The organism is Flavobacteriales bacterium, assembly GCA_016713875.1.
In the GTDB taxonomy this organism is placed as follows: Bacteria; Bacteroidota; Bacteroidia; order Flavobacteriales_F; family PHOS-HE28; genus PHOS-HE28.
This window is the reverse complement of record JADJOI010000003.1, coordinates 2,818,553-2,832,859: the sequence shown is the minus strand read 5'-3', so window position 1 is coordinate 2,832,859 and position 14,307 is coordinate 2,818,553. Positions and strand designations below refer to the sequence as shown.

Annotated in this window: 10 protein-coding genes; 8 read left to right on the top strand and 2 right to left on the bottom strand. The window is 66.9% G+C overall.

Annotation, left to right across the window (positions count from 1 at the left end; all coding sequences use genetic code 11):
• Window positions 1-52 precede the first annotated feature (52 nt).
• Both IPJ87_13510 and IPJ87_13505 read left to right on the top strand, forming a co-directional pair.
• Complete coding sequence (locus tag IPJ87_13510) at window positions 53-1,444, top strand: HAMP domain-containing histidine kinase (protein ID MBK7942868.1); 1,392 nt, start codon at window positions 53-55, stop codon at window positions 1,442-1,444.
• Window positions 1,407-2,126 (top strand): response regulator transcription factor, encoded by a 720-nt coding sequence (locus IPJ87_13505; GenBank protein MBK7942867.1) that lies wholly within the window; start codon window positions 1,407-1,409, stop codon window positions 2,124-2,126. The genes IPJ87_13510 and IPJ87_13505 overlap by 38 nt, the downstream gene beginning before the upstream one ends.
• Here the strand turns inward: IPJ87_13505 and IPJ87_13500 are convergent, their stop codons facing one another.
• Window positions 2,127-2,906: an SDR family oxidoreductase gene (locus IPJ87_13500; protein MBK7942866.1), complete on the bottom strand. Its 780-nt coding sequence runs from the start codon at window positions 2,904-2,906 to the stop codon at window positions 2,127-2,129.
• Window positions 2,907-3,059: 153 nt separating this feature from the next.
• Here IPJ87_13500 and IPJ87_13495 point away from each other — a divergent pair, with 153 nt between their 5' ends.
• The 6 genes from IPJ87_13495 to IPJ87_13470 are packed head-to-tail and all read left to right on the top strand — an operon-like array spanning window position 3,060 to window position 10,448.
• Window positions 3,060-5,126, top strand: coding sequence for a T9SS type A sorting domain-containing protein (locus tag IPJ87_13495; GenBank protein MBK7942865.1), 2,067 nt, complete (start codon window positions 3,060-3,062; stop codon window positions 5,124-5,126).
• 18 nt (window positions 5,127-5,144) lie between these two features.
• Entirely contained in the window at window positions 5,145-7,136 is a 1,992-nt protein-coding gene (locus IPJ87_13490; protein ID MBK7942864.1) for a T9SS type A sorting domain-containing protein, read from the top strand.
• Window positions 7,137-7,181: 45 nt separating this feature from the next.
• Window positions 7,182-8,237, top strand: a complete 1,056-nt coding sequence (locus IPJ87_13485; protein MBK7942863.1) for a hypothetical protein — start codon at window positions 7,182-7,184, stop codon at window positions 8,235-8,237.
• Window positions 8,238-8,279: 42 nt separating this feature from the next.
• Window positions 8,280-8,840, top strand: coding sequence for a carboxypeptidase regulatory-like domain-containing protein (locus tag IPJ87_13480; GenBank protein ID MBK7942862.1), 561 nt, complete (start codon window positions 8,280-8,282; stop codon window positions 8,838-8,840).
• A gap of 52 nt (window positions 8,841-8,892) precedes the next feature.
• Entirely contained in the window at window positions 8,893-9,423 is a 531-nt protein-coding gene (locus IPJ87_13475; GenBank protein MBK7942861.1) for a 3-hydroxyanthranilate 3,4-dioxygenase, read from the top strand.
• A gap of 11 nt (window positions 9,424-9,434) precedes the next feature.
• Entirely contained in the window at window positions 9,435-10,448 is a 1,014-nt protein-coding gene (locus tag IPJ87_13470; GenBank protein MBK7942860.1) for an amidohydrolase, read from the top strand.
• Here the strand turns inward: IPJ87_13470 and IPJ87_13465 are convergent.
• A complete protein-coding gene (locus IPJ87_13465) occupies window positions 10,445-14,305 on the bottom strand; it encodes a gliding motility-associated C-terminal domain-containing protein (GenBank protein MBK7942859.1) in 3,861 nt (1,286 codons plus the stop codon). The genes IPJ87_13470 and IPJ87_13465 overlap by 4 nt on opposite strands.
• Window positions 14,306-14,307: the final 2 nt, after the last annotated feature.

Sequence of the window (14,307 nt, the reverse complement as noted above, 5' to 3'; positions counted from 1 at the left end):
AAGAACGTTAAGTGCCTCGCCGGCGCGCGGAGGGCCCGGGTAGTTTCGGACCGTGAACGAGCGGTCGATCCTGGGGCTCGCGCTGACCATCACCCTCGCGCTCGTCGGCCTGGTGGTGATCCAGGTGCGGTGGATCGGTGAGTCGATGGACCTGAAGGACGTGCAGCTGGGCCGCAGCCTCGATGACGCCCTGATCGCCGTGGGCGAACGCCTGGAGCGCCGCGAGGCGATGGACCGCCTGCGCGCGAGCGAGGGGCTGGACCGCCTGCGGTCCACCGACAGCCTGGCGATGATCGGCGAGCCCGCCGGATCGGACGATGTGGTGGCCGACATGCTGCGCGGCCTCATCGCACCGGGCGAGGCGCGCCCGGTGGAGGAGTGCGTGCCCGCGCCGGTGCTCGACTCGCTCCTGGGCGAGGAGCTCCGGCTCCGAGGCATCGCGGGCCCCACCCACTACGCCATCCTCGATCCGGCCGGTGCTGTGGTGATGGCCTCGCCCGGCGCCGACACCGCCGCGCTCGCGGCCTCTCCCCACACCGTTCCGCTCTTCCGCAGCGGTGCTCCGGGCACACGGTTGAAACTGCATGTGCTGGTGCCCGGCCAGGAGCGCGTGGTGCGCGCCGCCATCCGTCCCATGCTGCTGCTGTCCGCCACCTTCCTGCTGGTGATCGTGGCCGTCTTCGTCATCACCCTGCGCACCGTGCATCGCCAGAAACGGATCAGCGACATCAAGAACGACCTGGTGAACAACCTCACCCACGAGCTGAAGACCCCGATCAGCACCATCGCCCTGGCCTGTGAGGCGCTCAACGACCCCTCCATGCCGCACACCGAGCAGCAGACGCGCACCTTCGTGAACATGATCCGCGAGGAGAACAAGCGCCTCGGTGTGCTCGTGGAGAACGTGCTGCAGAGCGCCCTGCAGGACAGCGGCCAGATGCGTCTGCGCCCGGTGGACCTGGACCTGCACGCGCTGATCGACGATGTGGTGCGCAACATGCGCATCCAGGCCGAACGGCGCGGCGGAGGCATCGAGGTGGCGTTCGGCGCGGCGCTGCACCGCCTGCAGGGCGACCGCATCCACCTGACCAACGTGCTGCAGAACCTGATCGACAACGGCATCAAGTACGCCGCCCGCGAACCCCGCATCCAAGTGCGCACCCGCAGCGACCACCACGGCATCGAGGTGGAGGTGCAGGACAACGGCATCGGGATCCCGCGCGGGGAACAGCGACGCATCTTCGACAAGCTCTACCGCGTGCCCACCGGCAACATCCACAACGTGAAGGGCTTCGGCCTGGGCCTCAGCTACGTGCACGCCGTGCTGCAGCGCCATGGCGGCCGCATCCAGGTGGCCAGCGAACCCGGCCAGGGCAGCACCTTCACCATCACCCTTCCCTTTGAACATGGCTCCGACACCCAAGCTCCTGGTGGTCGAGGATGACCCCAACCTCGGCACGCTCCTGGCCGAGTACCTGCGCGTAAAGGGATTCGAAGTGGACCTGCGCGCCGATGGCGAGGCCGGCCTCAAGGCCTTCCGCTCTTCCACCGAGGCCCGGGAACGGTACGACCTGCTGCTGCTGGACGTGATGATGCCGGTGAAGGACGGCTTCACCCTGGCGCGCGAGATCCGCCGGTCCGACACCCAGGTGCCCATCATCTTCCTCACCGCCAAGAGCATGAAGCAGGACACCATCCAGGGGTTCCAGGCCGGGGCGGATGACTACCTCACCAAACCGTTCAGCATGGAGGAGCTGGTGCTGCGTGTGCAGGCCGTGCTGCGGCGCAGCGCCGGCCTCGGCCTGGGCACCGAGCAGCCGCAGCACCACACCATCGGCAGCTACACCTTCGACGTGCGCAAGCAGCTGCTCCGGCGCGGTGAGGAGGAACGCAAGCTCACCACCAAGGAGAGCGAGCTGCTGCGCCTGCTCTGCCTGCACCGCAATGGCCTGCTCGAGCGTCGCCAGGCCCTGCGCGAGATCTGGGGCGACGACAATTACTTCAACGGCCGCAGCATGGACGTGTACATCGCCAAGTTGCGCAAGCACCTGCGCGAGGATCCGGAGGTGGAGATCATCAACATCCACGGCCAGGGCTTCCGCCTGGCCGCACGGGAACAGGCCTGATCAGAGGCAGGCCGTGCGCCCGCCGTCCACCGGCAGGTTGATGCCCGAGATGTAAGAACCGCCCGGTCCGGCCAGGAAGGCCACCGCCGCCGCCACCTCTTCCGGACGGGCGAAGCGGCGCAGGGGCACCTCTGCGCGCATGTGCGCGGCCACCTCCTCTTCGCTCGCCCCGGTGCGCTCGGCCTTGGCCCGGATGATCGCCTCCAACCGCTCGGTGGCGGTGGCCCCGGGAAGCACGTTGTTCACGGTGATGTTCCACGGGCCCAGCTCGTTGGCCAGCGTCTTGGCCCAGTTGGCCACCGACGCCCGCACCGTATTGCTCACCCCCAGGTCGGGCAAGGGCTGCTTCACACTGGTGCTGATGATGTTGACGATGCGCCCGTGGCCCGCCTCGCGCATGCCGGGAAGGACCAGCCGCACCAGGCTGTGGAAGGCGAAGAGGTGCAGCCGGAAGGCCTGCTCGAACTCGGGCACCGCCGCACGATGCGCCGGACCCGGGGGCGGCCCCCCCGCATTGTTCACCAGGATGGTGAAGGGTCCGTCGGCCAAGGCCTTGCCCACCGCCTGCTCCAACGAGGCCGTCTCCGAGAGGTCGGCCGGCAGGGCCCGATGTCCTTCACCCGGCAGGGCCGCCACCACCTGGGCCAGCGCCTCGGCCTTGCGCGCCAGCGCGGTGACGCGCGCGCCCTCGCCGGCGAGCGCCATGGCCACCGCACGGCCGATGCCCTGCGTGGCGCCGCAGACCAGCGCACGTTGACCTTGGAGCGGGTCGGTGGACATTCCGGGCAGGGATCGGGGTGCGGCCAAAGGTAGCCGGAGCCTTGTGCCATGCGCCGCCCCCTGTTGATAACCGGCTGCCCCAATTCACATCAGCTTCATCCGGGCGGAACATCTTTGCCGGTCCATCCATGTGAACCCATCGAACCCCTGCGCATGACCTTTCACTCCGCCCTGCTCCGTAGCACCTGCATCGCCGCCGTCGCCCTTCTGGGCCTCACCCGCAGCACCGCCCAAGGGGTGGATGATTGCTCACAGGTGGTCGCCGACCCGCTCGCCATCGGGGGCACGCTGAGCTGGACCGGCGACAATTCCAACGCCACCATCACCGGCGATTTCGCCCCCGGTTCGGTGCTGGAGAGCTTCGGCATCCCGGTGATGTGGCATGCCTTCACCACCACGGCCTGTGCGGACATCACCATCGACTACTGCGGCTCGCCCTCTGTGTTCGTGGACTTCTGGAACGTGCTGGCCACCACGTGCCCGGCCACGAACGCTCTGGTGGTGACCCAGCTCTACGAGTACACCAGCTGCGGGGACGGCAACCCGACCATGAGCTTCAACAACCTGCCGGCCGGCACCTACCTCTATCCGGTATGGACGGCCACAGGGAGCGCCTTCGGTCCGTATGTGATCAATGTGTCGGCCGAGGCCTGTGGCGGTTCGCAGGCCCCGCCCAACGACCAGTGCGCCCAGGTGACCGCCGATGCCCTCGCCGTGGGCGACACCCTCACCTTCACCGGTGACAACACCAACGCCACGGCCACCAACGACTTCACCCAGGGTTCGCCCTTCGCTGGAGCCCCGGTGGTGTGGCACGCCTTCACCACCACCACCTGCGCCACCGTGGAAGTGCGCTATTGCGGACAGAGCCCCGTGTGGGAGAACAGCTTCGGCTTCCTGGCCACCGATTGCCCCGCCGACTCGCTGGTCTACTTCAGCACGTTCAACGACACCACCTGCGCGGACGGCAACCGGACCTATGTGTACGCCGACCTTGCTGCGGGCACCTACCATATCCCGGTGCTGCTGGATGCCAACAACAATGCGGTGGGCATCTACAGCATCGATGTGCTGGCCACCGAGTGCTCCACGCCTCCGGCCTTCTTCGATTTCTGCGCGGACGCCATCGCGGTGGCCCTGAACGTGGATGACACCCTCACCTTCACGGGGGACAATACGAACGCCACGCCCACGGCGGACTTCGTGCAGACGAGCCCCTTCGCCGGGGCTCCCGTGGTGTGGCACAAGTTCACCACGGTGGAATGCGCCACGGTGACGGTGAGCTATTGCGGCCTGAACCCTGCCTGGACCAATGCCTTCGGCTTTCTGGCCACCGGCTGCCCCGCCGACTCCATCGTGCTGTTCAGCACCTTCAACACCACTGCCTGCGGTGACGGGAACCTGACCTACATCTTCGAGGAGCTGGCCGCAGGCACCTACCTGCTGCCGGTGGTGCGCGATGCGAACAACAACGCGATCGGCCCTTACAGCCTGCAGGTGACCGCCGTGGCCTGCGCGGGCAGCAACACCCCGCCGAACGACAACTGCGCCACCGCGGTGCCCGAGGCCCTGGAGCCCGGTGCCCCGCTCACCTTCACCGGTGACAACACGGGTGCCACCTCCACGGGCGACTGGGAGAGCGGCAGCCCCTTCAGCCTGGCCCCGGTGGTGTGGCACGCCTTCAGCACCGATAGCTGCATGGATGTGACGGTGAGCTATTGCGGACTGAACCCCGCTTGGACGAACGCCTTCGGTTTCCTGGCCACCAGCTGCCCGGCTGACTCGGTGGTGTACTTCAGCACCTTCAACGATACGGCCTGCGGCGACCAGAACCTCACCTACTATTTCTACCAGCTGGCCGCCGGCACCTACCTGCTGCCCGTGGTGCTCGACGCCAACAACAATGCCATCGGACCCTACAGCATCACGGTGGACGGTGTCAACTGCATCAACACCGGCCTGAGCGCATCGGAGACCGCGGCGTTGGGGCTGTTCCCGAACCCGACGGCGGGCGTGCTGAACGTACGGAACCCGGGCACGGAGGCGGCCTTCACCCTAGAGGTGCTGGACATGGCCGGCCGCGCCGTGCACGCCGAGCGGGCCCGCATCGCCCAAGGCAGCTCGCACAGCCTGCAGCTCGAACGACTGGCCCCCGGCGCCTATACCCTGCGCGCCACCACGCCAGTGGCCCGCACCGAACAGCGTTTCGTGATCCATTGACCGCTTAACCTGAGTCCTATGCTCCACCGCATCGCTCCCGCGGCCCTGTCCGCCCTTCTGCTGGCACACGCCCCGCACTTGTCCGCCCAGGGTGGTGGCGCGCCGGTGAACGACCTGTGCACGGGCGCCACCGTGGTGGCCCTCTCGCCTGGCGTGCCCGCGGTGCGCAACGGCGACAGCTCGGGCTCCACCGATGAGGTGGGGTTCGGGGCGGCCCAGGTGTGGGAGGCCTTCAGCCTGAGCCAGTGCATGGACGTTACGGTGGACCTGTGCGGGACCACGCCTGCGTTCCCCAATTCGTTCATCAACCTGGTGATCGGCTGCCCTATCACCAACATCGTGAACACGGGCGTGTTCGAGTTCGTCACCTGCGGTGATGGCAACCTCACCATCGTCTTCCCGAACCTGCCGGCGGGCACGTACTATTTCCCCGTGATCAACGAACCGGGTTCCACCGGCCCGTACACCTTGACCTTCACGGGGCAGACCTGCACCACCCCGCCTCCGGCCAACGATGAGTGCAGTGGGGCGATCGTTCTGGTGCCCGATGCCGGTTGCACGCCGGTCAATGGTACCACCCTGGGTGCCACCGGCTCGCTTCCGGCGATCGTATGCGGTGGGTTCACCGGCGATGCCAACGATGATGTGTGGTTCAGTTTCGAGGCCACGACCACCGAGCATTCGGTCGTGGTGGAGCCCTCCCTGGGCTTCAACGCCGTGATCGATGTGCTGGAGGGCAGCTGCGGAGCCACCACGAACATCGCCTGCTCCGACCAGGGCGCACTGGGCGCCACGGAGACCGTGCTGCTCAGCAACCTGACCGTCGGGAACACCTACTTCGTGCGCGTCTATGATTGGTACGGCGGGCAGCCGTCCGGCCCCACCTTCACCATCTGTGTGCAGGGCGGTGGAACGGCCCCGGCGAACGACCTCTGTGCCACGGTCACGGCCGACCCGCTGGCCTCGGGAGGCACGATCACGTTCACGGGGAACAACACGGGCGCCACGACGCTTGCCGATGCCGCCACCACGAGCTTGCTCAACGATGGGGTCCCCAAGGTGTGGCATGCCTTCACCCTGGGCGATTGCGCCAACGTGACCATCACGTACTGCGGTTCCACGCCCGCCTTCGACGAGGTGTACCCGGCGCTCACCACGACCTGCCCGGCCGACCAGATCCTGTTCACGGCACAGGCGGATTTCACCTGCGTGGACACCAATGTCGAAATGGTCTTCGTGGGCCTTGCTCCGGGCACCTACTACATCCCCGTGGGGAGCTTCGGATCGGGCTCCACCGGTGATTATGTCCTCACCGTGTCGGCCACCGCCTGTCCGGCGCCCCCGTCCAACGATGAGTGTGCCAGCGCGGCCTACATCGCGGTACTGCCGCTGCAGGACTGCCCGGCCAGTTCCACCGACGGATATACCACTGGCGCGACCTTGTCCTTCAACGATCCCACATGCGCTCTCTCGCAGAACGGCTATCAGGACGTGTGGTACATCTTCGAGCCGGGCGTGAACACCCAGGTGCAGATCACGTTGGAGAACCTCACCATGAGCAATGCGGCCCTGGCCGTGTACGAGGGGTGTGGTGGTGCCGAGGTGGCCTGTGTGCTCTCCCCGACGGGCGCGGTCACGGTGAACACCACGCCCAACCAGCCCCACTATGTGCGGGTGATGTCCAACTCGGACATCGGGCCCGGCGGCGACTTCCTGCTCTGCATCGGCGCGGACATCACCACGGCGGTGGATGCCACGGTGGTCGAGGACCCGATCACGGTGTATCCGGATCCCGCCCAGGGGTTCGTCGATGTGCGCTGGTCCGGTCCCACAGGCCCGGTGCGTCTCAGCCTGACCGACCTGATGGGTCGGGTCATGCTGTCCGGTCAGCGGAGCCTGGCCACTGGCGAGGTGAGCCGGGTGGATCTGTCCGGAGTCGCGCCCGGCGGCTACGTCCTGCGCTGCGAGACGACCAACGGCAGTTGGCAGCGCCGGATCACGGTCCGGTAGTCCGTTGTCGGATCCAAGCTACCTTGGCGGGTCCTATCCCGTCCCATGGCCCGCATCCTGACCCTGCTTGCCGCCGCTGCCCTCGTGCTGCCGCTGGCCGCCCAGATCCCCGCGAACGATAGCTGCGCCTTTCCGCAGCCGCTGCCCATCAACGATCTGCTGGAGTGTCCGCTGCTCGCCGTACCGGGCGACAATGGGCAGGCCACCTGGGGCGGTGATCTGCCCGTCTGCGATGGCAACGGCCTCTCCTTTCCGGATGTGTGGTACAGCTTCAACAGCGACATCCATAGCGAGGTGTTCCTGCGCCTGCTGCCCGGCACCATGACCGACTGGGGCAGCGAGGTGATGCCGGACAGCTGCCTGGCCAGTGCGTTCGTCTGCGGTGTCTGGCCGCTCTTCGAGTTCGCCGTCCCCACCACGCCCGGTACGAACTACCGCATCCGGGTCTTCACCAACACCGACTTCGGCGCGGCGGGCACTTTCGGCATCTGCCTCAGCGCGGCCATGCCGCCGCTGCTCTGCGACGGCAACATCGTGAAGACGGACCTGGGGGACACCGCCGTCACCATCTGCAAGGACGGGTTCTCCGATCCGTTCACCTTCGTGAGCTTCTCGCAGGGCACTGCACCGGTGATCCTGGTGTTGTGCGATGAGAGCGACAACATCATCGCCGAGCTTCCAGGGGGTGTGCTGGAGGCCGATACCCTGCGCGATGCGCCCTATCGGATCCACGCCGTAAGCTGGGATGGATCCCTGTTCGGCCTGGAGAGCGGCCTGTCCATTCGCGACCTGACCAGCGACGGGGCCTGCCTGGAGCTGAGCACCAACTTCGTGGAGCTGTTCGTGGAGCTTTGCACGGGCATCGACGGTCCGCAACAGGACACCAATGCCGCGTGGATGGACCGGGAGGATCTGCTGATCGGGACGGCCCAGGGCGCCTGGGTCACCGTGCTGGACGCTGTCGGTCGACACCTGCACCGCAGTTGGGCGCCTGGTGGCGCCAACACGCGGATAGCGCTGGGTGATGCTGCCCGAGGGGCCTTGCTGGTGCGTTTGGAGCGCGAGGGCCGACCCCCGGTGGTGCATCGCGTGGTGCGCTGACCGTCCGCAACCGCAGGGACACGGTGCGCGTATCAGGGGCCCATGACCCCTGTCCTTTTCCGCATCCGCCGACCGCACCGGACCCACGCGGTCGTGTTCCTGCTTTCCGCCCTGTTGTCCACCGGATCGGCGACCGCGCAGTCCGGCCAGGATGAGGTGGTGCTGCCCATCACGGGCCGCATCACCGATGGCGAGAACAAGCTGGAGGGCTGCGAAGTGATCACCTATCGCGACAATGAGCGTGTCGGTGCGATCACCACCGACAAGAGCGGCAAGTTCGCCCTGGGCCTGGCGTTGAACCGCAGCTTCAGCATCGAGTTCCGCAAGGCCGGCTTCGTGCCCAAGCGGGTGCAGATCGATACGCACTTCCCCAAAGCCCCCGATGACCTGTTCTTCGAACCCCTGGTGATGGACATCGGCATGCTGGCCGAGGCGAAGTACAACGGGGTGAGCACCGACGAGCTCGATTTCCCCTTTGCCCGCATCCGCTACGATGAACGTGCCGGAGTGTTCGCCCAGGACCCCGAATGGACCATGGGCATGCAGCGCACCAACGGCGCCTTGCTGTTGATGGCCGGTCGGGTCGAGAAGCGCGAACGCTGATCGGGGCCATCCCCCCGGGCGGTCCTAACTTGCGGCGGAACAAACCACCGCCATGGCCGTCCGCCGACCGTTCAACCTCAAGCAATGGATCGCCGACAACCGAGCGCTGCTCAAGCCGCCGGTCGGTAACAAGAATCTCTATGCGGACGCCGGTGACTACATCGTCATGATCGTCGGCGGCCCCAACGCGCGCAAGGATTACCATTTCAACCAGACCGAGGAGCTCTTCTACCAGGTGGAGGGCGACATCGAGGTGGGCATCCAGGAGGACGGAAAGGCCGTCACCATCCCCATCCGGGAAGGCGAGATGTTCCTGCTGCCCGCGAACGTGCCGCACCAGCCCCGTCGAGGTCCCAATACCGTGGGCCTGGTGATCGAATGCAAGCGCGATGACCGGGAACTGGAGGACGGATTGCAGTGGTACTGCGAGAAGTGCAACACCCTGTTGCATGAGTACCGCTTCGTACTGCACAACATCGAGGTGGACTTCCTGCCGCGCTTCAGGGAGTTCTACGCGAGCGAGGACCTGCGCACCTGCCGGAACTGCGGTCATGTGATGGCCACCGATCCGCGCTTCTCCTGATGGCCGAGCTGCTGGCCATCGACGTCCACACGCACATCCTGCCGGAGCACATCCCGGATTTCGGGGCCCGCTTCGGCTACAAGGGCTTCATCCACCTGGATCATCATCGCCCGGGCTGCGCACGCATGATGATGGATGACAAGTTCTTCCGCGAGGTGCAGGCCAATTGCTGGGACCCCTTGGTGCGGCTGGACGAGTGCGGCGGTCACCGCGTGCATGCCCAGGTGCTGAGCACCGTGCCGGTGATGTTCAGCTACTGGGCCCGGCCGCAGGACGCCCTGGAGCTCTCGCGCTTCCTCAATGACCACATCGCCGGCATCGTGGACCGCTGGCCGCACCGCTTCGTGGGCCTGGGCACCGTGCCCATGCAGGACACCGCGCTGGCCGTGCAGGAACTGGAGCGCTGCCGGGCCATCGGCCTCAGCGGGATCCAGATCGGCACGCATGTCGAAGGGATCAACCTGGGCGACCCGCGATTCCTCGAGATCTTCCAGGCGTGTGAGGCCCTCGGCATGGCCGTGTTCGTTCACCCATGGGACATGCTGGGCAAGGAACGCATGGACAAATACTGGCTGCCCTGGCTGGTGGGCATGCCCGCGGAGACCACCCTCGCCATCACCTCCATGATCTTCAGCGGGCTGTTGGAGCGGCTACCTCGGCTGCGCGTGGCCTTTGCGCATGGCGGCGGCAGCTTTCCAGCCACGCTCGGACGCATCCAGCACGGCTTCGAGGTGCGCCCCGACCTGTGCGCCGTGGACAACCAGGTTCCGCCCAAGGCCTACCTCGGTCGCTTCTGGATCGACGCCCTGGTGCACGATCCGGCGATCCTGAAGCTCGTGGTGGACATGCTGGGCGCGGAACGCGTGGCCCTGGGCACGGACTATCCCTTCCCGCTCGGTGAGCTCGAGCCCGGGTCCATGATCCGCAGCATGCCCTGGGACGATGCGCGCAAGGAGATGTTGTTGAGCGGTGCCGCCCTGAGCTGGCTCGACCTGCCCCGACAGCGGTTCGTGCCGGGCAGCTAGCGCACCAGGTTCACGTGCCCGTAAAGGATGTGGTCCTCGCCGTTCAGCTCCGTGTAGTCCACGCGCCAGACGTAGGTGTCGATCGGTGAGCCTACGCCGTTGTACGTCCCGTCCCAGCGGCCCGTCAGCACGTCCGTCTCGAAGATCATCTCACCCCACCGGTTGAACACCATCATCCGGAAGGTGTCGATCTCCTTACCCAGCGCGAAGAAGGTGTCGTTGATGCCGTCCTCGTTGGGGGTGAAGGTGTTCGGCACGTACAGCGAGCCGTCGATGATCACCAGCACCTGGTCCGTGGCCAGGCAGCCGTTGCTGTCCGTCATCTGCACGGTGTACAGCGTGCTGGTCTCCGGGCGCACCGTGAGCAACGCACCGTTGGTCCCCTCCACGAAGAGCTCAGGGCTCCAGAGGAACACCCCCTCACCGACGGCGAACAAGGTGGTGGCGTCCCCGTAGTCGATCGACACATCGGGGCCCGCGTTCACCACGGGTTGGGGCAGCAGATCGATCCGCACCTGCGCCGTGTCACTGCAGCCGTAGGCGTCCGTGCTGATCACCGAGAACACCGTGGGTGTGCCCACCGTGGCGATGGGCGTGGCGCTGGTGTCGTTGTCCAGGCCCTGCGACGGGCTCCATACGTAGGTCACCCCTCCGCTGGCGAAGAGGGGGACCGGCGCGTTGGGGCACACGAGCGTGTCCGGCCACGCATCGGCCATCGGCACCACCACCAGCACGGTCACCGTGTCCGGCGTGGTGCCGCAGGTGTTGCTCACCAGCACCACATAGTCCGTGGTCACCGGCGGGGTCACCACGGGATCGGGAACACTGAGCGTTGTAAGGCCGGGCGCTGGGATCCACGCGTAGCTGTCGCCCCCGCTCACTTGCAGCTGCACGCTGCCACCCTCGCACACGACGGTGTCCGCAGAGATCGGATCGGGTGGAGTGAACTGCACCGTCACCAGGACCGAGTCGACGCCCACGCAGCCATCGGCCGTCACGATGGTGATGGTGAAGAGCGTGGTGTCCGGCGGAGAGGCCAGAGGTGTGGCGCTCGTGGGGTCGTTCACGAAGTTGGCCGGGCTCCAGCTGTAGGTGGCGCCCCCGCTGGCGCTGATCGTCACCGCATCGCCCACGCACATCACCGCGTCGGGCCCCGCGAAGCCGGCCGGGTCGTCCACTTCGACCTCCACGAAGGCCGTGTCGGTGCCGCACTGGTCGGTCACCAGCACCTGATAGGTGGTCGTGACCACCGGGGTGCACACCGGGTCGGGCACCGTGGTGCTGTTGAGGCCGGTGCCGGGGCTCCACACGTAGCTGGTGCCGCCGCTGGCCTGCAGCTGCACGCTGGCACCCGCGCACACAGGAGGCACACTGTCCACCGCCGCATCGAGGGGGTCAACCACCTCGATGGTCACATAGGCCGTGTCCGGCGGAGTGCAGTCCAGGCTGTCCTCCAGCACCATCATCACCGTGTAGGTGCCTGGAGCGCCATAGGTGTGCGAGGGTTCGAAGTCGGTGCTCGTGGCACCGTCACCGAAGGACCAGGTGTACGTGTTGCCGCCGTTGCTCAGGTTGTCGAACTGCACCTGCCCGGGGTGGCACACGAACTGCGGCCCATCGATGGCGATCACCGCCAGGGTCTGCGACAAGGCGAACTTGAACACCCCGAGGTTGCAGTTGGGGTTGTTGTTCGTGTTGCTCCAGGCGCCCGGCGTGGTGGGGAAGTCGCTGTTGCCGCCGCAGCCGGCGCATACCGCCTGGTACACGTTCCCGTTCTTGTCGAAGCGGCTGGTGCCTCCGTCCACATGCTCCGAACTGAGGTTGCCTCCGAAAAAGGTGGCGTAGTTCAGGCCGATGGCATCGGGCTCCAGCACCATCAGGTGGAAGTCGCTGCCGTCCGTACTGGTCTGGAACGCGCCTGACGTGGTGGGCAGCCCGGTGGTGGTGCTCGTGTTCGGAACCCCGTTGTTGTTCACCGCGCCCCCCCAACCGGAGAAGTAGATCTGCCCGCAGTCGCTCACCAGGAAGGCCGAGGGCGCGATGTCCTCCGTGCCGCTGCCATTGCCGATGCGCGTGCTCCACAGCGACCCGCTGAGCGCGTGGTTGAACTTGTGGATGAACTGGCTGCTGCCCGGGTTGGCATACTTTCCCGGGGTCACCGGATAGTTGCCGCGCGTCTGCCCCACGACATACACCTCGTCATCCGTGTCCAGCTGCACGAAATAGCTCTGGTCGTACGCCGCTGTGCCCAGGTACGTGGAGCCCAGCAGGGCGTTGCCCGTGGCGCTGTATCGCATGATGTAGCCGTCCACGCTGCCGTTGTGGCTGCCGTCGTAGGGCGTGCCGGCCATCGGCAGGTCGGTGCTGGTGGTGCCCCCGGTGACGAACACCTCGCCATTGCTGTCGAACTGCACGCCGAACGCACTGTCGTCACCGGTGCCGCCCACGTAAGTGGCCCAGAGCAGGGTGGTCAGGCCGGCGTTCAACCGGAACACGTAGCCGTCCTGCGTGCCGCCCCCGAAGCCTGGCTGCGGCGCACCCGGCGTCACCGGCATCCCCGCGGTCTCCGTGCTGGTGGCCACCACCGGGTTCCCGTTGGGGTCCAGGGCGATCTCGCCCCGGAACGAATCGCCATAGTTGTAGGCCAGCGCGCCGTCGTTGTTGATGCCGTCGGCCCCGGCCCCACCCACGTAAGTGGAGCCCAGCAGCGCATTGCCGGCCGCGCTCAACCGCGCCACGAAGGCGTCCACGCCGAAGAAGTGGTTGTATCCGTAGCCGATGGTGAAGTTCAGCGAGGGGCCTCCGCCGAAGCTGTTGTCGAAGCAACCCGCCGTGGTGGGGAAGTCGCTCGATCCCGTGCTTCCCAGAACGAACAGCTCACCCGCATCGTTCACCACAAGGCTATGCGGCGATTCGTTCTGGATCCCGCCCAGATAGGTGCTCCACAGCAGCGTGCTTCCGGTGGCGTCCCACTTGCTGATGCCCACGTCGATGGTGCCGCCCGCCAACCCTGGCTGTAGGGCCCCCAACGTCACCGGGTACCCGAAGCCGAACACGATGCCTCCTCCATACAGGTTGCCCGATGCATCGTAGGTGGCGGTGAACCCGAAGTTGTCCGCCGTGCTGCCCGAGTAGCTCGCGAAGGTGAGCGTGGGGTCGATCACCAGGAGACCATGGTCGTCGTGGCCGTCCGGCAGCTCGAAGCCCAACCGGTCGCCCTTCAAGCGGTAGCGGCAGGCGATGGCCCCGCTGGGCCCGAAGGCGATGGGCGCCTCTTCCACCACCGTGCCGGCGCTGGTACGCACCACCAGTCGCCCCTGCTCGATCGCCAGCCCGTCCTGCCCCTGGTACCGCATGCGGATGAGGTCCGGGTCCGAGCCGGGGGATACCAGCAGGTCGTACTTCAGCCCGTTGCGGCCGTCCACCCGCAGGTCGATGCCGGGGTAGAGGTCCTTGACCCACACCTCGGGGTACACCCCGCAATCCGCGCCCCACTGCGCGGGGTCGTTGCCGATGAAGTGGTTCTCGCGATGCCCCAGCGGCCGCACTCCCTCGCCCACACCGCCCGTCGCACCCTCGAAGGTCACCCGGTAGGCGTGCTCGCGGTAGGGGAGGGCCTTGTGCGCATGACCCTCCTCCGCATGGCCATGCCGGTGCTGTTCCCCCCCTTCCGCCAGCACGAAGGTGAGGGCCCCGCGCTCCACGAAGAGCGCGCCGCCGGGGATGTGGGCCCGGAAGAGCACCTGCGACGGCCACTGGCCGCGGTTCTCCGTGAAGGTGACCCCATTGGAACCCCACACGCCGCAGGCGAGCAACAGGCCGAGGGCCAGACCGATGGACCGGGAGGGGCGGTGCACGT